Genomic DNA, 20,320 nt, shown 5'->3' on the forward strand with positions numbered 1-20,320 from the left:
AGCCGGCAGGTCCATGTCCGGTACGGCAGGACCGACCGATCCCCGGCGGCCGGCCCCGCGGCAGCTGGTCCCGCTCGAGTCGCGGTGGCGTTCCCGGTCGCACAGAGTCGGTTCGATGGAGGACAGGGTCGGGGGCCCGTGGCGGATACGGCGCCGCGGTCTTCCCGAGCGCAGCCGGAGGAGAGCATTCGATGCGAGCGATGGTGTACCGGGGGCCGTACAAGATCCGGGTCGAGGAGAAGGACATCCCGGCGATCGAGCATCCCAACGATGCGATCGTGCGGGTGACGCTGGCGGCCATCTGCGGCTCCGACCTGCACCTCTTCCACGGCATGATGCCGGACACCCGCATCGGGCACACGTTCGGCCACGAGTTCATCGGAGTGGTGGAGCAGGTGGGGTCGTCGGTCCAGAACCTGGCGGTCGGTGACCGGGTGGTGGTGCCGTTCAACATCTTCTGCGGATCCTGCTGGTTCTGTGCCCGGGGCCTGTACTCCAACTGCCACAACGTCAATCCGAACGCGACGGCGGTCGGCGGCATCTACGGGTACTCGCACACCACGGGGGGCTACGACGGGGGGCAGGCCCAGTACGTGCGCGTGCCCTTCGCCGACGTCGGACCCGCCCTCATCCCGGACTGGATGAGCGACGAGGACGCCGTACTGCTGACCGACGCCGTTCCCACCGGGTACTTCGGTGCGCAGCTGGGCGAGATCGTGGAGGGCGACACCGTCGTCGTCTTCGGCGCGGGGCCGGTCGGCCTGGTGGCCGCGCAGTCGTCGTGGCTGATGGGCGCGGGCCGGGTGATCGTCATCGACCACCTGGACTACCGGCTGGAGAAGGCGCGCACCTTCGCGCACGCCGAGACCTACAACTTCGCCGAGTACGACGACATCGTGGTGGAGATGAAGAAGACCACCGATCACCTGGGGGCCGACGTCGCCATCGACGCGGTGGGCGCCGAGGCCGACGGGAATCTGCTCCAGCACGTGACGACGGCGAAGTTCAAGCTGCAGGGCGGCTCGCCGATCGCGCTGAACTGGGCCATCGACTCCGTCCGCAAGGGCGGGACGGTAGCGGTGGTCGGCGCCTACGGCCCGATCTTCAGCGCCGTGAAGTTCGGCGACGCCCTCAACAAGGGGCTCACCCTGCGGATGAACCAGACCCCGGTCAAGCGGCAGTGGCCGCGGCTGTTCGAGCACGTGCGCAACGGCTATCTCAAGCCCAGCGAACTGGTGACCCACCGGTTCCCGCTCGAGGACATCGCCGAGGGCTACCACGTGTTCTCCGCCAAGCTCGACGGCTGCATCAAGCCGTTGGTCGTCCCGAGCGCGGCCTGACCGAAAGGGAGACGATCATGGCCTACACGCCGCACAAGCCGCCGCTCGCCGAGCCGATCGAGAAGCTGCGCGAACGCATCCCCGGCTGGGGGGTCGACCTGAACCCGGAGGACCGGCCGTCGGTGCCCAAACTGCAGTTCCGCGACGACCTGTCCGGAGCGCACTGGGAGTTCCCCGAGCGCCAGCCGGAGAAGTGGCCACGGGAACGCTCCATCGAGCACAAGTTCCTCACCCCTGTCTTCGGTACGGCCCAGCCGCCGAGGGGCCTGTCCGGCGCGATCCGCAGGTTCTCCTACGCCACGTACAGCGAGGGCCGGGCGGCACATTGGCTGCTGCTGATCGCCGCAGATCGGGTGGACGCCTGGGAGAACCACCTGAAGTCCTTCCTGACACGGCGCCCGGACAACCCGATCACCCAGACCGGTGTCCGCAGCGAGTTCACCCACCACGGCCTGAAGTCCCGGCTCGGCACCACGCGGACCGATCGGGTGCACCAGGTTCTCGACCCGGTCATCGTCGCCGGGCCGTGGGTGGTCGCGGCCGCGCTGGCGTTCTCCGGCGTCGGGAAGCTGGTCAGGTCCCTGCGGTCCTGAGCCGCTGCGGACGCGCCCGTACCCCGGCCGGGCCGGACGGCAGTGGCGCGGGGACGTCCGCGCACCCGGGGTCGGCCCGCCGCCGCCGACCCCGGGGAAGAACCGGCGTGCGACGACGCCGGGCCAGGGGCGCTCGGGCGGCGTAACGTCCCGGGCAACGTCGTTTCCAGGGGACGCCGATGGCACTGCTCCGCCGGATCGAGGCCGCGCGAGCCGCGGCCGGGGCAGGTGTGCGCCTGGCCGTCTCCGGGGCTGCGCTGGCCGCGACGCCGGCTCTCGCGACCGCGGGGCTGCTGGCGGAGCCCACCCGGGCCGCGGGCCGGCTCGCCCGGGCCGGGATGGACGTCACGGCGGCGGTCGCCGGCGGCTCCCTCCAGCTCGCGAGGTCGGCGGCCGAGACCGGCACCCGGGCGGTCGGCACGCTGGTGACCGGCGCCAACCCGATCCCGGATGGGCACGTCCGGAGCATCGGGCGGATCGCGCGCGGGATGTTCGAACCCCCCGAGGCGCGGCAGACGCGCCGGGTGTACGCCGACCGGCGGCACGTCCAGATCGAGGTCGCCGCGCCCGCGGCGGGCGACCAGGCGGAGGTCCGTCACGCGCTGCGGCGTCACCTCGAGCGGCTCGAAGGTGTCCAGTGGGCCACGGTCAACGACGTGGTCGGCCGGGTGCTCGTGGGTATCGACGACCGGCGGGTCTCCGTCGACGAGGTCGTCGGCGTCGTCACGGCCATCGAGCAGGGCCGGGGCGCCAAGCAGGTGTTCCCGAGTCGCCAGGACCATCCGGCCGACCTCGAGCCGCTGCTGGCGGCGGTCCTGGACGCCGCGATCGACACTGCGGCCGTCGGGGTGGCGTTCTTCGCGAAGGTCCTCCCGATCCCTGCGCTGACCCGGCACGCCACGCTCACCATCGCCCTCCTCGACTCCCAGAAGTGGATCAAGGACGGGCTCGAGGCGCGGATCGGACCGATCGGTACCGACCTGGTGTTCACCGGGACCAGCGCACTGCTGCACGCCCTGACCCAGAGCCCGACCGTCCCGGCCATCAATGCGGCGGCCGCGCTGCAGCAGGCGCTGGAGGTCCGGGCCCGGCGACAGGTGTGGCGGCGCCGGGAGGCCGAACTGTGCCGGCCGGAGCCGGAGGAGGACGTCTCCGAGCCGCTCCCGCCCCCCGGCGGGCGTCCCGTGCCGCTGCCGCGCGGACCGATCGAGTCGTACCAGGCTCGGCTCGGCCCGACCGCTCTCGGCGGCGCGGTGGGTCTGCTGCCTCTCACCCGGAGTCCGGGCAGGTCGGCCGACCTGCTCAAGGCGCTGACCCCCAAGGCCGCCGCTCTCGGGCGCGAGTCCTTCGCCGCCGTCGTCGACCTGCTCATGTGCCGGCGGGGCGTCCTGCCGATGGACGGGTCCGCCTACCGCCGCCTCGATCGCGTCGACACCGTCGTCGTGGACGCCGACGCCCTGTGCACGGGCCCGCCGGTGGTGATCGACGCCAGTGCCGACGCGAAGGGCTGGGACTCGGCCGCGGTGTGGACCGCGGCGGCCCGGCTGCTGGGCGCCGTCGGGTCGAGCGCGGGGAACGACGGGGACGGGACACGACTGCGGCTGGGACCGGCCCGGGAGGCCCCGGACACCCCCGGCGGAGAGGTGCGCACGCTGCTGCAGGGCCGTCGCCGGGTGGGGCAGGTGACCGTCGCGCCCGAGCTCGACCCGCACGCCGAGGCCCTGCTGACGGCGGCCGGCGAGGCGGGCCACCGGCTGGTGCTCTCACCGCACGTCGGGACGCGGGAGATCGCCGGGGCCGCCGACGAGGTGACGCCGGCGGACGAGTCGCTCGTGGACACGGTGCGCCGGCTGCAGTCGGAGGGGCGTGGGGTGCTGGTCGTGTCGGTGACCGACGGCCCGGCCCTGCTGGCCGCCGACGTCGGCGTCGCGCCGGTGCGGAAGGGGCGCTCCCCGGCGTGGGGCGCCGACCTGGTGACGCCGCCCGGGCTCGTGGACGCGTGCCGACTCGTCGCGGCCACCACCGTCGCCCGGGCCGTCAGCCGGCGAGTGGCCGGCACGGCGCTGACCGGGAACGTGCTCGGGGCACTGCTGGCGGCGGTGGGGAGTGCGCGATACGGCCAGGCGAAGGCCACGGCACCCGGCAAGACCGCGACCCCCTACGCCATGGTCGACGGTGCGGTCTCGGCCGTCCGCCTGGCCCGGCGGCCCGCCCCGCCGCCGTCGGTGCACACACCGTGGCACGCGTTGGATCCCGACGACGTGCTGCGCCGGGTCTCCGATCTGCCTGCCCAGACCGAGCACGGGCGGCACCGGCTGCCCAAGCCGGTCCGGGCGGTCGCGGCACTACCGGTGGTCCGTGGCCCGGCCCGCTTCGCCCGGACGGTCGCCGCGGAGCTCGCCGATCCGCTGACGCCGATCCTCGGCACGGGCGCGGCCGCGACGGCGGTGCTGGGCGAGTCCACCGACGCGATTCTCGTGGGCAGCGTGACCGTCGGGAACGCGCTCATCAGCGGCCTGCAGCGGCTGCGGGCCGAGACGGCGCTGGAGTCGCTGCTGCTCGAGCAGGACGTCACCGTGCACCGGGAGACCGACGGCGGGCGCGAGGACGTGCCCGGCGGCGCGCTGCGCGTCGGTGACGTCGTGCTGGTCGAGGCGGGCGACGTCGTGGCCGCCGACGCCCGGCTGCTCGAGGTGGTCGACCTCGAGGTCGACGAGTCCAACTTGACCGGCGAGTCCCTCGCCGTCTGCAAGGCCGTGGAGGCCACGCCCGGCGCCGACGTCGGCGACCGCACCTGCATGCTCTTCGACGGGACCACCGTGGTGGCCGGCCGGGGCCGCGCCGTCGTCGTCGCCGTCGGCCAGGCCACCCAGGCCGGGCGGGCCGCGCGCGCCGCCGGCGGAGCCGCGCCCCCGGCCGGTGTCCAGGCCCGCCTGGGCGAGCTCACCCGCGCGGTGCTGCCGCTCACCCTGGCCGGCGGCGCCGCGGTCGCGCTGCTCGGCGTGCTGTGGGGGCGGCCGCTGCGCGAGGCCGTCGGCTCAGGGCTGGCCATCGCCGTGGCCGCCGTGCCGGAGGGACTGCCGCTGGTGGCCACGGTCGCCCAGCAGTCCGCGGCCCGGCGGCTGTCGCGGCGGGGGGCCGTCGTCCGCAGCGCCCGGGTGCTGGAGGCGCTCGGCCGGGTGGACACCGCCTGCTTCGACAAGACCGGGACGCTCACGGAGAACCGGCTGCGGGTGGTCCGGCTCGTGTCGGTCGACGGCGACGGCGACGGGGCGCAGAGCGACGTGCTGCGGCTGGCGGCCGGCGCCGCCGCCGAGGGCGACGACAAGGCGCACGAGACCGACCGGGCCGTGGCCGAGGCGGCCGGCGAGCGAGACGTGGCCGCGGCCGACGACCCGGACTGCGCTCTGCCCTTCGCCGCCGAGCGCGGGTTCTCCGCGGCGCTCCGGGACGGCCGCCTGGTGGTCAAGGGCGCGCCCGAGGTGGTGCTGGACCGCTGCTCCGCCGTCGAGGGGGTGCAGGAGCGCATCCAGGAGCTGACGGGGGAGGGGCTGCGGGTCCTCGCCGTCGCCGACCGTGCGGTGGACGGCCGACCCGACGACCTCGACGAGGCGGCGCGCGACCTGACCCTGCGTGGCTTCATCGGCCTGGCCGACGCGCTGCGGGAGTCCTCGGTCGCGGCTGTCGAGCAGTTGTGCGCCGCGGGCGTGCGGGTGGTGGTGGCCACCGGCGACCACCCCGAGACGGCCGGCGCCATCGCCGCGAAGGCCGGCATCCCGCACGCCGACCGTGTCGTGACCGGCGCGGAGCTGGCCCGGGCGTCGGACACCGAGCGCGCGGAGCTCGTCCGCACGGCCGGTGTGTTCGCCCGGCTGTCCCCGGAGCAGAAGGTCACCCTGGTGGCGGCCCTGCGGCGGGCCGGTGCGACGCTGGCCATGACCGGCGACGGTGTCAACGACGCCGCTGCCATCCGGCTGGCCGACGTCGGCGTCGGCGTCTCGGGGGCGGAGTCGCCCGCCGCCCGCACCGCCGCCGACCTGGTGCTCACCGACCTGGACCTCACCCGGCTGGTGGACGCGATCGCCGAGGGCCGGGCCATGTGGTCGCGGGTGCGCGACGCCGTGTCCGTGCTGGTCGGCGGCAACGCCGGCGAGGTCGCGTTCACCGTCCTCGGGACGATCTTCGGCGGGCGGGCGCCCGTCGGGACGAGGCAGCTGCTGCTGGTCAACCTGCTCACCGACATGTTCCCGGCGCTGGCCGTCGCCGTCTCGACGCCGCGGGCCGCCGCCGTCGAGGATGCCGACGGGCCGTTCGCCGGACACCCGCTCGCGGGGGTCCTGCTGGCCGGGCCGCAGCGGGGGTTCACCGACACGGTCCGGCGGATGGTGCTGGTCCGGGGTGCCGCGACCACCGTCGGCGCGACGGGCGCGTGGACGACCGGCCGGCTCACCGGGACCTTCGCCCGGGCCAGCACGATGGGCCTCGCGGCGCTCATCGCCACGCAGCTCGGCCAGACCGCCTGGGCCGGACGCCGGAGCCCGCTGGTCCTCGCCACGGCCGCCGGTTCCCTGGCGGTGCTGTTCGCCGTCGTCCAGACGCCCGGGGTCAGCCGGTTCTTCGGCTGCCGGCCGCTGGACCCGGTGTCCTGGCTGATCGTGCTGGGCTGGGCCGTCGTCGGGACGACGACGGGGGAGATCGCTCCACGGGTGATCGACCGGTTCCAGCGGGCATGACGGTCTCCCGGATGCCGGGGGCCTGGCACCGCTGACCGGCAGCTGGACCGTCGAGGCGGAGTTCGCCATGCTGGGCTGCCCTCAGTGCGGACGGGCAGTCGAACCCTCAGCCCGGCAGCTCCAGCGCCCGGACGAGGGGAACGCCGGGGCGGTAGGCCAGGTGCCGGTAGGACGGCGCATCGAGGACGGCGAGGTCCGCCCGCGCACCGGGGGCCAGATGGCCGACGTCGGTCCGGCGCAGCGCGGCCGCGCCCCCGGCGGTCGCCGCCCACACCGCCTCGGCCGGCGTCATCCGCATCTCGCGGACCGCCAGCGCGATGCAGAACGCCATCGACGAGGTGAAGCAGCTCCCCGGGTTGCAGTCGGTGGCCAGCGCCACCGGAACCCCGGCGTCCAGGAGTCGGCGCGCGTCCGGGTAGGGCGACCGGGTGGAGAACTCCACGCCCGGCAGCAGGGTGGCGACCGTCGTCCCGCCGGCCAGCGCGTCGACGTCGGCCGCGCCGAGGTGGGTGCAGTGGTCGGCGCTCGCGGCGCCGAGCTCCACCGCGAGCCGCACCCCGGGCCCGTTCCCGAGCTGGTTGGCGTGCACCCGCAGGCCCAGTCCCGCGGCCCGACCGGCCTCCAGCACGGCCCGCGCCTGGTCGCCGTCGAAGGCGTGCGCGGAGCCCGGCTCGCAGAAGACGTCCACCCACCGGGCGTGCGGTGTGCACGCGGCGAGCATCGGTCCGGTGACGAGATCCACGTACTCGTCGGACCGTCCGCGGTACTCGTCCGGCACGACGTGGGCGCCGAGGAACGTCGTCTCGGCGGTGACCTCGGCGGCCAGCCGGAGGGACCGGACCTCGTCCGCGACGGTGAGCCCGTAGCCGCTCTTCACCTCCACCGTCGTGGTGCCCTGGCGGCGCATCTCGGCCACCAGACCTCGCAGCCGGCCGCGCAGCTCCTCGTCGGAGGCCATCCGGGTCGCGGCGACGGTGGTGCCGATCCCGCCGCCGTCGTACCGGGCACCCGACATCCGGGCCTCGAACTCCTGGGCCCGGTCGCCGGCGAAGACCAGGTGGGCATGGCTGTCGACGAAGCCGGGGACTACCGCCCGGCCGCCGAGGTCGATCCGCGCGTCGGCGTCGGGCGCCGCCGTCGCAGGGCCGGTCCAGGCGACCACGCCGTCGGCCACCACCACGGCGGCGTCGGTCAGCAGCCCCAGGGGCCCGTGTCCCAGGGCGGGGTCGTTCGTGACCAGCTCGCCGATGCCGGTGACCAGCAGGCTCACCGGTCCTCCTCGAGCGCGCCGATCGCCGCGACGAGCAGGCGGCCGACGTCCCCGAGGACGTGCTGCCCCTCGGACACGACGACGCGGCCGTCGACGATCACGGTGTGCACGTCGGCGCTGCCGGCGGCCGTCACCACCTGGCCCGGTGCGCACCCGGCCGTGCGCGGAGAGTCCAGCCGGACGGCCACCAGGTCCGCCCGCATGCCCACGGCCAGCCGGCCGGCGTCCGGCCAGCCCAGTGCGCGGTGCCCGGCGACGGTCAGCGCGTCGACCAGTTCGGCCGGCCGGAACCGGCCGCGCTCCCCGGTGACCAGCCGCTCGGCCGCCTCCAGCAGGCGGGCCTCGGCGAACAGGTCGGTGACGACGTGCTGGTCGCTGCCCAGGCACAGCGGTGACCCGGCGTCCCGCAGCCTGCGGAAGGGGCCGACGCCGTCGGCGAGGTCGGCCTCGGTGCTGGGGCAGCCGCAGACGCCCGTCCGGGTCCTGCCCAGCGTCGTGATGTCCTCCTCGGTCAGGTGGGTGGCGTGCACGGCGGTGGCCCGCGGGCCGAGCACCCCGTGCTCCTCCAGCAGCCGGGTGGGGGTGCAGCCGTGGAACGCCCGGCAGGCCTCGTTCTCGGCGGGCTGCTCCGACAGGTGGACGTGCAGCGGTCGCCCGGCCGCGGCGTCGGCGACCGTGGTCAGCGCCGGCGTGGGCACGGCGCGCACCGAGTGCACCGCGGCACCCACCCGGACCCCGGGTGCCTCCGGCAGCAGCGCGACGCGGGCCGCCCACGCGTCGGCGTCCCCGTCGGAGAACCGGGTCTGCACGGCGTCGAGCGGCAGGTGCCCGTTCCCGTCGAGCCCGCCGGCCAGGTAGCAGGTGTCGAGCAGGGTCAGCCGGATCCCCGCGTCCGCCGCGGCCTGCACCAGGGCCGTGGCCATGGCGTTCGGGTCGCCGTACCGGCTCCCGCCGGGCGGGTGGTGCAGGTAGTGGAACTCGCCCACGCACGTGATGCCCGCCAGCGCCATCTCCGCGTAGGCCGCCCGGGCCAGGGCCAGGTAGCCGTCGGGGTCGAGACGCCCGGCGACGGCGTACATCCGCTCCCGCCAGGTCCAGAACGTGCCGCCGCCGTCGTGGGTCCGCCCCCGCAGCGCGCGGTGGAAGGCGTGCGAGTGCGCGTTGGCGAGGCCGGGGAGCACGAGTCCGGCCAGCCGGACGTCGCCGGTGGCCGGCACAGCGCCCGTCTCCACGGCGATGATGCGGCCGGCGTCCACGACGACGCGGACACCGGGCACGGGCCGCTCGTCCAGCCAGGCGTGCTCGCACCAGTAGGCGGTCACGTCAACGCGTCGATCGCGCGGGCGAGGGCCGCCACGCCCGCCGAGCAGTCATCGGGTTCGGCGTGCTCGGCGGGGGAGTGCGAGACCCCGGTCGGGTTCCGGACGAACAGCATGGCCGTCGGGATCCCGGCCGCGGCGAGGATCCCGGCGTCGTGGCCGGCCCCCGTCGGAAGGATCGGCGCCGGGACGCCGCCGGCGTCCCCGAGCAGGACGGCGAGCCGGTCCCGGAGGTCGGCGTCGAAGGTGGTCGGCGGCGTCCAGGACTCCTCGACCGGCGTCGTCCCCGCGACGCGGCCGACGTCGGCGACCACCCCCCGGACCCCGTCCTCGACCGGGCCGCGGGCGTCGAGCCAGGCGGTGACCGCCGAGGGGATGGCGTTGACGCCGTTGGGCTCGACCCGGACCTTGCCCACGGTGGCCAGCACACCGCGGCGGCCGGCCGACGCCCGCGCCTCCAGGATGGCGCCGGCCAGGGCCGGCATCGGGTCCTCCCGGTCGGCCAGGCGGGTGGTGCCCGCGTGGTCGGCCCGGCCCCGCAGGTCCAGCCGCCAGCGTCCGTGCGGCCAGATCGCCGAGGCGACGCCGACGGCCGCGTCACGTCCGTCGGCCGCGGCCAGCGCCCGCCCCTGCTCGACGTGCAGCTCGAGGAAGGTGCCGATCCGGCGCAGCGCCTCGTCGTCGCGCCCCAGCAGGCGGGGGGCGTGCCCGGAGGCGGCCATCGCCTCGGCCATGGTCGTGCCGTCGTCGTCGGACAGCGACCGGGCGCGGTCGGCGTCGAGCACGCCGGTCAGCAGCCGGGACCCCGCGCAGGCGACGCCGAAGCGCGCGCCCTCCTCGTCGGCGAAGCAGGCGATGCCCACCGGACGCCGCGGCGACCAGCCCCGCGCGGTCAGGTCGTCGAGCGCGGCGAAAGCGGAGACGATGCCGAGCGGTCCGTCGAAGGCACCGCCGTCGGGGACCGAGTCCAGGTGGCTGCCGACGACGAGCCCGGGCCGCCCGGCCGCGGCGGCCGCGTCGGGATCGCCGGTCCATGCCCAGAGGTTGCCGGCCCGGTCGGTGGTGACGTCGAGGCCGCGCCGGCCGGCCTCCCCGGTGAACCAGTCGCGGAGGGTGGCGTCGGTCGCCGTCCAGGCGTAGCGCCGGTACCCGCCGGTCGCGGGATGCCGGCCGACGGGGAGCAGGTCGGCCCACAGGGAATCGAACGAGCTCACGTGCCCCCTCCGACGGCCGAAGTGGCCACGGTGGCCGTCACGCGAGCTCCTGCATGGGGATGCGGATGCCGCGCTCCTCGGCGACCAGTGCCGCCCGGTCGTACCCGGCGTCCATGTGCCGGATCACGCCCGTGGCCGGATCGTTGCGGAGGACGCGCTCCAGCTTCTGCGCCGCGAGGTCCGTGCCGTCGGCGACGCTGACCTGCCCGGCGTGGATCGAGCGGCCGATGCCGACGCCGCCGCCGTGGTGGATCGACACCCAGGTGGCCCCGGAGGAGGCGTTGACCAGCGCGTTGAGCAGGGGCCAGTCGGCGATGGCGTCGGAGCCGTCGGCCATCGACTCGGTCTCGCGGTAAGGGGAGGCGACCGATCCGGAGTCGAGGTGGTCGCGGCCGATCACGATCGGCGCGGTGATCTCCCCGGAGGCCACCATCTCGTTGAACCGCAGCCCGGCGGCGTCGCGCTCGCCGTGGCCGAGCCAGCAGATCCGCGCCGGCAGTCCCTGGAACGCCACCTTGTCCTGGGCGGCGCGGATCCAGCGGTGCAGGTGGTCGTCGTCGGGGAACAGGTCGAGGACGGCGCGGTCGGTGGCGGCGATGTCCTTCGGGTCGCCCGAGAGGGCGGCCCAGCGGAACGGGCCCTTGCCCTCGCAGAAGAGGGGCCGGATGTAGGCGGGCACGAAGCCGGGGAAGGCGAACGCCCGCTCGTACCCGCCGAGCCGGGCCTCGTCGCGGATGGAGTTGCCGTAGTCGAACACCTCGGCGCCGGCGTCCAGGAACCCGACCATCGCCTCGACGTGCTTCGCCATCGAGGCGCGGGCGCGGTCGGTGAACTCCTCGGGCTTCTTCTCGGCGTAGTCGTGCCAGTCGCCGGGACCGACGCCCTCCGGCAGGTAGCTGAGCGGGTCGTGCGCCGAGGTCTGGTCGGTGACGACGTCGATCTCCACGCCGCGGCGCAGCAGCTCGGGGAACACGGTGGCGGCATTGCCCACCAGCCCGACGCTCAGCGCCCGCCGGTCCCGCTTGGCGGCCAGGCAGCGCCGGATCGCGTCGTCGATGTCGTCGGCCACCTCGTCGAGGTAGCGCTGCGCGACGCGGCGGCGCAGCCGGCCCTCGTCGGCGTCGACCACCAGGCAGACCCCGCCGTTGAGCGTCACGGCGAGGGGCTGTGCCCCGCCCATGCCCCCGCAGCCGCCGGTCAGCGTGAGGGTGCCGGCCAGGGTGCCGCCGAAGCGTTTCGCCGCGACGGCGGCGAAGGTCTCGTAGGTGCCCTGCAGGATGCCCTGGGTCCCGATGTAGATCCACGAACCGGCCGTCATCTGGCCGTACATGGTCAGGCCCAGGTGCTCCAGGCGGCGGAACTCCGGCCAGGTCGCCCAGTCGCCCACGAGGTTGGAGTTGGCGATCAGGACCCGGGGCGCCCACTCGTGGGTGCGCAGCACGCCGACCGGGCGGCCGGACTGCACGAGCATGGTCTCGTCGTCGGCCAGCGTGGTGAGCGTCCGCACCATCGCGTCGAAGCTGCGCCAGTCGCGCGCGGCCCGGCCCGTGCCGCCGTAGACGACGAGGTCGTCCGGGCGCTCGGCGACCTCGGGGTCGAGGTTGTTCTGCAGCATGCGCAGCGGTGCCTCGGTCTGCCAGCTGCGCGCGGTCAGCGTCGTGCCGCGCGGGGACCGTACGGGTCGTGCTCCGTCCATGGCGGGCTCCTTCGAGGGCGGGTCGGGTGGGTCAGGAGAGGCTGATGCCGGTGGCGGTGAGCAGCGCGCCGCTGCCCACCAGGTCGACGACGGTCTCGATCTCCGGCGCGAGGTGCCGGTCGGGTCCCGGTCCGGCCACACCCGCGGCGCGCACGGCGGCGCGCACGGCGGCGGTGGGACCGGCGGGTTCGAGCGGGGCGCGGAGGTCGAGTGCGCGGGCGGCGGTGACGATCTCGACGGCGAGCACCCGGGTGAGGCCGTCCAGCGCGCGGCGGAGCTTGCGGGCCGCGGCCCAGCCCATCGAGACGTGGTCCTCCTGCATCGCGGAGGAGGGGATCGAGTCGACGCTGGCCGGCACCGCCAGGCGCTTGAGCTCGCTGACGATCCCCGCGGCCGTGTAGTGGGCGATCATGTGCCCGGAGTCGACGCCGGGGTCGGCTGCCAGGAACGGCGGCAGGCCGTTGCTGCGCGCCACGTCCAGGAACCGGTCGGTGCGGCGCTCGCTCATGCCGGCGACGTCGGCGACGGCGATGGCGAGGAAGTCGAGCACGTACCCGACCGGGGCGCCGTGGAAGTTGCCGTTGGACTCCACCCGGCCGTCGAGGGTGATGACCGGGTTGTCGACGGCAGCGGCCAGCTCCCGGCCGGCGACGGCGGAGGCGTGCGCCGCCGTGTCCCGTGCGGCACCGTGCACCTGGGGCGCGCACCGCAGGGAGTAGGCGTCCTGCACGCGGGTGCACTCGGGCCCGCGGTGGCTGGCCATGATCCCGCTGCCGGCCAGCAGGGCCCGCAGGTTGGCCGCGGACGCCGCCTGCCCCGGGTGCGGCCGCAGGCGGTGCAGGTCGTCGGCGAACACCGCGTCCGTGCCCAGCAGCGCCTCGACGCTCATCGCCGCGGCGACGTCGGCCGTGGCCAGGAGGAGCCGCAGATCGGCGAGGGCGAGCAGGAGCATGCCGAGCATGCCGTCCGTGCCGTTGACGAGCGCCAGCCCCTCCTTCTCGGCGAGTTCCACCGGCTCGATACCGCAGGAGCGCAGCGCCTCGGCCGCCGCGCGGAGCGTCCCCGCTCCGTCGCGCACGGCGCCCTCGCCCATGAGGGCGAGCGCCACCGAGGAGAGCGGGGCCAGGTCACCGGAGCAGCCCAGCGAGCCGTACTCGTGCACCACCGGCGTCAGGCCGGCGTCGAGCATCGCGGCGTAGGCCTGCGCGGTCTCCACCCGGACGCCGGTGCGCCCGGTGGCCAGGGTCGAGAGCCGGAGGAGCATGAGCGCGCGCACGACCTCGCGCTCCACCTCGGGGCCCGATCCGGCCGCGTGCGAGCGGATCAGGCTGCGCTGGAGCTGGGTCCGCCGCTCCGCCGGGATGTGCGTGGTGGCCAGCGCGCCGAACCCGGTGGAGATCCCGTAGTGCGGCCGGTCGTCCTTGGCGAGGGAGTCCACGACGTCGCGGCTGCGCGCCATCTCGGCCAGCGCCTCGTCGGCCAGCCGCACTCCGGCCCCGTCGCGGGCGACGCGGACGACGGCCTCCGGGGCCACCGGGCCGATCCCCACGACTACCTGATCACTGCGCATGGCCCCATCGCACACCGAGGTCAGGGCCTCGCCCAGCTCTCGTCCCCCGGTCGTGTCCCGTATCCCAGACATTTGCCCGGCGTCACGGGCCGGGCGGCCGCCCGGCGATCCGGCGGGTCAGCTCGGCCGCGGCGCGGGTGACCCGCCGGGCGAGCTCCTCCCTCGTCGCAGCGTCGACCTCGTCGGCGGGAAACGTGACGGCGACGCTCGCGGCCGGCCGGCCCGCGTGGTCGTGGACGGCCGCCGCCACCGAGGCGAAGCCCGGCGTCACCTCGCCGTCCTCGGAGGCGTGACCATCCCGGCGGACCGACAGCAGCAGCCGGCGCAGGTCCGCGAGCCGACGCGGACCGGTGCCGTGCCGGTCGACGAACGCGCTCGCGTCGGGGAAGAGGGCCCGGACGTGCGGGCCGGGCAGGTCGGCCAGCATCGCCCTCCCGCTGGCGGTCAGCTGCGCCGGCAGCCGCACGCCGACGTCGGTCACCAGTGGTGGGCGGCCCGGCGCCCGTTGCTCGACGACGTACAGCACCTCGCGGCCGTGCAGCACGGCCAGGTGTGCGGTGTGGCCGACGGTGTCGACCAACCGCGACAGCACCGGGCGGGCCAGCCGGGCCAGGGGCTCCTGGCGGGAGTAGGCGCTGCCGATCTCGAAGGCGCTCACGCCCAGGCCGTAGCGGCGCTCCTCGGGCAGGTGGACGACGAAGCCGGCGGCGATGAGCTCGGCGAGGAGGTGGTACGTCGTGGAGCGGGGCAGCCCGAGGTCCCGGGCCAGCGCGGCGGCCGGGACCGGGCCTGGCTGCCGGGCGAGTGCCTGCAGCAGGGCGAGCGTGTGCCGGGCCGCGGGAACGCCGCCCGGTGAGCGGCCCTCGTGCGCCGTCGCCGTCATCCGGTCAGGGTAGGAGGCGGGGGTCGCCGGCAGCTGACCACGTGGGACTGGTCCGTCCACCCACCTGCGGGACGTGGCCGAGCGGGTCGGTGAGGCCGCCGGCGCAGGTGGTCGCGTCGTCCCGGGCGGGCATCGAGCGCGACGTGGGCTCTAGCCGTCCACGAGGACGACGAGCAACGTGCGCGGACCGTGCACGCCCTCCACCCGCTGCAGCTCGATGTCGCTGGTCGCCGACGGCCCGCTGATCATGGTCAGCGGCGCGAGCGGATCCAACCGCGCCAGGCCCTCCGGGACACCACCCACCACCTGCTCCGCGGGAACCACGCAGATCAGGCAGTCCGGCAGCAGCGACAGCGCGCGCCGACCGCAGACGGGGCTCCCGTCGAGGACGAGCGTGCCGGTCTCCGCGATGGCGACCGACACCCCGGCGACGGTGGCGGCGTAGTCGGCGAGCGCGACGGCGGGACGGCCGTCGTCCTGCGCGGCGCCGTCCGGCCGCCAGTCCGCGGGGACCCCGGGAGCGACGACGACGTCGCCCGGTGCGTGCTCTCCGAGCGCCGTCCGGAGGGCGCCGGCAACGGTCGCGGCGACGTCGGACGGGGCGCAGCGCACCACTGTGGCCTTGTAGTCCTCGAGCCGGTCGGTCAGGACGTCGAGCAGTTCGGCCGGGGTGCGGCCGTCGGTGAGCCGGTAGTCCCGCGGGATCGCGGCGGGCTCCGGACGGTCGGCACCCAGCGCCGTCCGGATCCGGCCGAGGATCTCCTCCCGGGCACTCATCGGCGGTGTTCCCGGGCCCAGGCCTGCGTGAAGGTCTCCTGCGGGGGCGTGGGCAGGTCGCGGGTGCGGGTCCAGTGCGACGCCGGCGGGGGAAGGGTGGCCGGCAGCGTGGCCCTGCCGCGGGCGAGCAGCCGGCCGAGGCCGGCCGCGCGCTGCGCGAGATGCCAGAGCCGGGGACTGGACATGGCTTTCGACAGGGCCCGGAAGGCCATCGATTCGGGCGTCGTTCGGGTCTGCGCCTCGACGTGCTCGCCGCGCAGGTGGACGAGGATCGACGGGATGTCGATCGCCACGGGGCAGACGTCGTAGCAGGCGCCGCACAGCGAGGAGGCGTACGGGAGGGAGGCGTTGTCTTCGACCCCGGTCAGCTGCGGCGAGAGGACGGCCCCGATGGGGCCGGGGTACACCGAGCCGTACGCGTGCCCGCCGGCGCGCTCGTAGACCGGGCACACGTTGAGGCAGGCCGAGCAGCGGATGCAGTGCAGCGCCTCGCGCCCGAGCTCGTCGGCGAGCACCGCCGTCCGCCCGTTGTCGAGCAGGACGAGGTGGAACTCCTGCGGCCCGTCGCCGGGGGTCACGCCGGCCCACAGCGAGGTGTAGGGGTTCATCCGCTCGCCGGTGGAGGAGCGGGGGAGCAGCTGCAGGAACACCTCCAGGTCGCGCCACGTGGGCACCACCTTCTCGATGCCCATGACCGTGATCAGCGTCCGGGGCAGCGTCAGGCACATCCGGCCGTTGCCCTCGGACTCGACGACCGCGAGCGTCCCCGTCTCGGCGACGGCGAAGTTGGCCCCACTGATGGCCACGCGCGCCCGGAGGAAGCGCTCGCGCAGGTGCGACCGCGCCGCCATCGCCAGCCTGCGGGGCTCGTCGGTCAGCGCCGGATCGACCGCGGGCATGGTGCGCAGGAAGATCTCGCGGATCTCGGCCCGGTTCTTGTGGATCGCCGGCACCAGGATGTGGCTGGGCTTGTCCTCGCCGAGCTGCACGATGAGCTCGGCGAGGTCGGTCTCGTGCGCGGTGATGCCCGCGGCCTCCAGGGCCTCGTTGAGGGCGATCTCCTGGGTTGCCATTGACTTGACCTTCACGACCTCGTCGGCGCCGGCGGCCTGGACGAGCCGGGTGACGATCGCGTTGGCCTCCGTGGCGTCCCGGGCCCAGTGCACCGTGCCGCCCCGGGCGGTGACCTGCTCCTCCAGCGCGATCAGGTGCTCGTCGAGGCGGGCCATGGTGGCGGCCTTGATCGCCCGGCCGGCCTCGCGCAGCTGCGCCCAATCGGGCACCTCGCCGACGACCTTGGCCCGCTTCGCGCGGATGGTCGCCGTCGCGTGGCCGAGGTTGGCCCGCAGCTGCCCGTCGCGCAGGGAGTCGCGTGCGGCGTCGGGGAAGGAGCGGTCGCCCCGCAGGTGCCCGACTCCACGCGGCGCCGTCGGCAGCCCCAGGAACGTCGGCTGGGACTTTCTGTACCGAGAGTCCCCGGGGGTGTCGGGACTTCCTGTACCGAGAGTCCCGGAGGTGGGGGTCATGCCCGTACCGCCGGGCGGGTGGACTGGCCGGGGGAGACCGCGTCCTCCGTGGAGGCGAGGATCTCGGCCAGGTGGACCGTCCGCGTGCCCGACCGGAGGCGGGAGAGCCCACCGCCGATGTGCATGAGGCACGACGCGTCCCCGGCGGTGCAGACCTCGGCGTGCGTGGACAGCACGTTGGCCATCTTGTCGGTGAGCATCGCGGTGGAGGTCTCCGCGTTCTTGACCGCGAAGGTCCCGCCGAACCCGCAGCACTGCTCGGCCGCGGGGAGTTCTACCAGGTCCAGGCCGCGGACGGTGCGCAGCAGCTGCAGCGGGCGGTCACCCACCTTCAGCATGCGCAGCGAGTGGCACGTCGGGTGGTAGGTGACGCGGTGCGGGTAGTAGGCCCCGACGTCGGTGACGCCGAGGACGTCGACCAGAAACTGCGACAGCTCCCAGGTCCGCTCGGCCAGCGCCGCGGCCTCGTGGGCCAGCGCGTGCTCGCCGGCCCGCCGGGCGACCGCGGCCTGCTGGTGGTGGATCGACGCCACGCACGAACCGGACGGCGCCACGACGGCCTCGGCGCCGGCGAAGGCGCGGACGTGGTTGGCCACGATGGGCACGGCCTCGCGGCGGTAGCCGGTGTTGACGTGCATCTGACCGCAGCAGCTCTGGCCCCGCGGGACGACGACCTCATGACCGAGCCGTTCCAGCAGCACGGCGGTCGCCCGCGCCACCTGGGGCACCATGGTGTCCACCAGGCAGGTGGCGAACAGCGCGACCTTCACGTCGGCCTCAACTCCCGTCGGCGGTGCGTCGGCTCCCGGACCACCCGCCGCGGCTGGACGAGAAGTTGCTGGTCACGGTGCTCCTCGCCGCGCGCCTCGTCCAGTAGGAACGCAACCGCACGCCGATCTGTCTGCCGGCTGCGGTGACGTGCGCGGTGTGGCGTGCGCACCCACGACCCGGCCCCTGGACGACGACGCCGGCGTCGTCGTCCAGGGGCTCAGCCGGCCGACACCGGGCGGCGGTCGTCCCCGGGCAGGCCGAGGGCAGCGGCCAGCGCCAGGGCGACGACCGCGGTGGTGACGGCGAACGCGGCCTGGAACGACGCCACGTCGGTGAGCCACCCGGCGATCAGTGGGCCGGCGATCGCCCCCAGGTCGGCCGACATCTGGAAGACCGCCACCACCCGTCCGCCGCGCGCGGGGCTGATGTCGCCGACCAGGGCGGCCGGCACGCTGCCCAGCAGGGAGGCGGCCAGACCGTAGACCGCCATCGACACGAGGAACGACCAGAGCGCCGGCGGCAGCACGAGGATGGCCATGGCGGCGGTGGCCAGTGCCGCGCCGAGGACGAGCGAGGGGCGGCGGCCCCAGCCGTCGGTCAGCCGGCCCGACCGCAGCAGCCCGACGGCCTGCGCGGCCGAGCCGGCCAGCAGGCCCGCGCCGGCCCACGCGACCGTGCGGCCGAGCTCCTCGGTGACGTAGAGGGGGACCAGCGAATTGCGGACCCCGAACAGCACCCAGCCCACTCCGAGGTTGGCGACGAGCGCGGTGAGGTAGATCCGCGACCCCAGCGCGCGGCGCAGGCCCACGGGGTCCGGCCCCGGATCGGGCGTTGCGGCGCTCGCTGCGCCCACCGCCGATCGGGACGGAGGGGGCCGCAGCAGCAGGAGCGCGACGCCGCTGGCGACGATCAGGAACCCGGCATACAGCAGGAACGGCAACCGCGGGGACAGCTCGGCCAGCAGGCCCCCGGCCGCCGGCCCGGCGACGCCGCCGAGCATGAAGCCGCCCTGCCACGTCGCCGCCGCACGGCCCCGGTGGGTCGGCGGGGCGACCCGAAGGAGCAGGGACAGCGCGGACACGGTGAACATCGCGCTGCCCACGCCACCAGCGGCGCGCAGGAGCAGGAAGGCCGGGAAGGAGCTCGCCAGGCCGGCCAGCCCCGTGGTGACCGCGACCAGGAGCAGCCCGGCGGTGAGCACCGCGCGCTCGCCGAACCGCTCGACCAGCGAGCCGCCGCCGAAGGCCGAGACGAACCGGAAGAAGGCGAAGGCGCTCACGGCCAGCCCGACGGCGGTCGTCCCCACGCCGAACGAGGAGGCGAAGATGGGGATGGCGGGGGCCACGATCCCGAAGCCCAGCGCGACCACGAACGCGATGACGGCGAGGATTGCGACCTCGCGAGGTAGTTCGCTCTGTCCCGGTCTCCGCACGAGGACGGATCGTCGCACGCCGGCGGAGGGCGACCGGCGGGGCGGATCAGTGCGGCGCGTCCCCCGAGCGGGACGGCAGCACGATGTCGTACTGCGCGATCTTGCGGTAGAGGGTCGCCCGGGCGATGCCCAGCTCCTCGGCCGCCCTGGTGACCGTGATCGCGGGGCCGGTGAGGCAGCGGATGATCTCGTCCCGCTCCAGTCGTTCCAGCCGGGTCAGCGGTCGCCGGCCACCGTCGAGGATCTCGGGCGCGAGGTGGTGGACGTCGATGACGTCGGGGAGGTCCTCGAGCTCACCGGGGGAACGGCGCGGAACAGGTCATCGACTTCGTGGGCGAGGGTGGCTCGACCGCGGAGGGCATCCGGATGACCCGCCGGGCCGGTGACTACCACGTCGTCGGCTACGGCGAGGACATCCGCGTGCCGACGATCGACATCATCTCGACCGAGATCAACATCATCGGCAACCTCGTCGGGTCCTACACCGACCTGGTCGAGCTGATGGCCCTCGCCGCCCAGCAGAGGGTCAGGCTGCACACGGCGAAGTACGCGCTGGAGAGCTTCCAGGACGCCCTCGACGACCTGGACGCCGGCCGGGTCCGCGGTCGGGCCATCCTCGTCCCGTGAAGAAGGACCCCGTCCCGCTCGCCGCTCGCGAGCTGGCAGCCGGCCTCCGGACGGGGCGAGAGGAAGGAACCCGATGATCTTCATCACCGCCAAGTTCCGTATCCGTCCCGAGGATGCCGACGCCTGGCCCGAGATCAGCCGCTCGTTCACCGAGGCCACCCGCGCCGAGCCCGGGTGCCTGTGGTTCGACTGGTCCCGGAGCCTCGACGACCCGGCCGAATACGTGCTGGTGGAGGCCTTCCGGGACGACGACGCGGCGTCGGCGCACGTCACGTCGGACCACTTCCACGCCGCCCAGAAGGAGCTGCCGCCGCACCTGGCGGAGACGCCGCGGATCGTCAACGCCACCGTTCCCCAGGACGACTGGTCCGAGCTCGGCGAGCTGGCGGTCCGGGCGCGCAGCTGATCGGCGGCCCGGCTCGGTGAGGTCACCCGCCGTACGGGCGGGTGGGGGCCGCCCCGAGCGCTCGGGGCGGCCGTCGCCCGGTCACCCGCCGTACGGGCGGGTGACCGGTCGTCCCCGTCCGGGTCCGGCCGGTAGCCGCCGCGTCCGCCGTCGTGGGTGTCGA

15 protein-coding genes and 1 pseudogene are annotated in these 20,320 nt (G+C 75.1%); 5 read left to right on the forward strand and 11 right to left on the reverse strand.

The features are described from left to right. Positions 1 to 191: 191 nt before the first annotated feature. The 3 genes from CHB94_RS00945 to CHB94_RS00955 all read left to right on the forward strand — a co-directional run bounded on the left by CHB94_RS00945 (position 192) and on the right by CHB94_RS00955 (position 6,666). Entirely contained in the window at positions 192 to 1,340 is a 1,149-nt protein-coding gene (locus tag CHB94_RS00945) for a zinc-dependent alcohol dehydrogenase (RefSeq protein ID WP_089334700.1), read from the forward strand. 17 nt (positions 1,341 to 1,357) lie between these two features. Then, positions 1,358 to 1,933, forward strand: a complete 576-nt coding sequence (locus CHB94_RS00950; RefSeq protein ID WP_089334701.1) for a hypothetical protein — start codon at positions 1,358 to 1,360, stop codon at positions 1,931 to 1,933. 179 nt (positions 1,934 to 2,112) lie between these two features. Continuing rightward, on the forward strand, positions 2,113 to 6,666 hold the full coding sequence (locus CHB94_RS00955; RefSeq protein WP_089334702.1) for a cation-translocating P-type ATPase: 4,554 nt from the start codon (positions 2,113 to 2,115) through the stop codon (positions 6,664 to 6,666). A gap of 106 nt (positions 6,667 to 6,772) precedes the next feature. On the opposite strand, the gene hutI is transcribed toward CHB94_RS00955, so the two are convergent. The 11 genes from hutI to CHB94_RS26625 form a co-directional block, all read right to left on the reverse strand. Further along, on the reverse strand, positions 6,773 to 7,936 hold the full coding sequence (gene hutI, locus CHB94_RS00960) for an imidazolonepropionase (RefSeq protein WP_089334703.1): 1,164 nt from the start codon (positions 7,934 to 7,936) through the stop codon (positions 6,773 to 6,775). Continuing rightward, positions 7,933 to 9,258 (reverse strand): formimidoylglutamate deiminase, encoded by a 1,326-nt coding sequence (locus CHB94_RS00965; RefSeq protein WP_089334704.1) that lies wholly within the window; start codon positions 9,256 to 9,258, stop codon positions 7,933 to 7,935. The genes hutI and CHB94_RS00965 overlap by 4 nt, the downstream gene beginning before the upstream one ends. After that, entirely contained in the window at positions 9,255 to 10,469 is a 1,215-nt protein-coding gene (locus tag CHB94_RS00970) for an allantoate amidohydrolase (RefSeq protein WP_217899107.1), read from the reverse strand. The genes CHB94_RS00965 and CHB94_RS00970 overlap by 4 nt, the downstream gene beginning before the upstream one ends. 37 nt (positions 10,470 to 10,506) lie before the next feature. Further along, the gene (gene hutU / locus CHB94_RS00975; protein WP_089334705.1) at positions 10,507 to 12,165 is read right to left on the reverse strand and encodes a urocanate hydratase; all 1,659 of its coding nucleotides are present in this window, start codon (positions 12,163 to 12,165) and stop codon (positions 10,507 to 10,509) included. Between the two features lie 31 nt (positions 12,166 to 12,196). After that, on the reverse strand, positions 12,197 to 13,735 hold the full coding sequence (gene hutH, locus CHB94_RS00980; protein ID WP_089334706.1) for a histidine ammonia-lyase: 1,539 nt from the start codon (positions 13,733 to 13,735) through the stop codon (positions 12,197 to 12,199). Positions 13,736 to 13,817: 82 nt separating this feature from the next. Further along, entirely contained in the window at positions 13,818 to 14,618 is an 801-nt protein-coding gene (locus tag CHB94_RS00985; protein ID WP_089334707.1) for an IclR family transcriptional regulator, read from the reverse strand. Between the two features lie 150 nt (positions 14,619 to 14,768). Continuing rightward, positions 14,769 to 15,395: a LutC/YkgG family protein gene (locus CHB94_RS00990; RefSeq protein WP_089334708.1), complete on the reverse strand. Its 627-nt coding sequence runs from the start codon at positions 15,393 to 15,395 to the stop codon at positions 14,769 to 14,771. Then, positions 15,392 to 16,921, reverse strand: a complete 1,530-nt coding sequence (locus tag CHB94_RS00995; protein ID WP_089334709.1) for a LutB/LldF family L-lactate oxidation iron-sulfur protein — start codon at positions 16,919 to 16,921, stop codon at positions 15,392 to 15,394. The genes CHB94_RS00990 and CHB94_RS00995 overlap by 4 nt, the downstream gene beginning before the upstream one ends. Beyond that, positions 16,918 to 17,691: a (Fe-S)-binding protein gene (locus CHB94_RS01000; protein ID WP_089334710.1), complete on the reverse strand. Its 774-nt coding sequence runs from the start codon at positions 17,689 to 17,691 to the stop codon at positions 16,918 to 16,920. The genes CHB94_RS00995 and CHB94_RS01000 overlap by 4 nt, the downstream gene beginning before the upstream one ends. Positions 17,692 to 17,909: 218 nt before the next feature. Next, positions 17,910 to 19,124: an MFS transporter gene (locus CHB94_RS01005; protein ID WP_254920320.1), complete on the reverse strand. Its 1,215-nt coding sequence runs from the start codon at positions 19,122 to 19,124 to the stop codon at positions 17,910 to 17,912. A 46-nt stretch (positions 19,125 to 19,170) separates the two neighbouring features. Further along, positions 19,171 to 19,395, reverse strand: a complete 225-nt coding sequence (locus tag CHB94_RS26625) for a helix-turn-helix domain-containing protein (RefSeq protein WP_089334871.1) — start codon at positions 19,393 to 19,395, stop codon at positions 19,171 to 19,173. 38 nt (positions 19,396 to 19,433) lie between these two features. On the opposite strand from CHB94_RS26625, the pseudogene CHB94_RS01015 reads away from it, so the two are divergent. Continuing rightward, a pseudogene (locus CHB94_RS01015) lies at positions 19,434 to 19,751 on the forward strand (zinc-binding dehydrogenase); the annotation flags it as partial. A 73-nt stretch (positions 19,752 to 19,824) separates the two neighbouring features. Continuing rightward, on the forward strand, positions 19,825 to 20,157 hold the full coding sequence (locus CHB94_RS01020; protein WP_089334712.1) for a putative quinol monooxygenase: 333 nt from the start codon (positions 19,825 to 19,827) through the stop codon (positions 20,155 to 20,157). Positions 20,158 to 20,320: the final 163 nt, after the last annotated feature.

Origin of the sequence: Blastococcus mobilis, assembly GCF_900188025.1 — a bacterium.
GTDB classification, from domain to species: Bacteria; Actinomycetota; Actinomycetes; order Mycobacteriales; family Geodermatophilaceae; genus Blastococcus_B; species Blastococcus_B mobilis.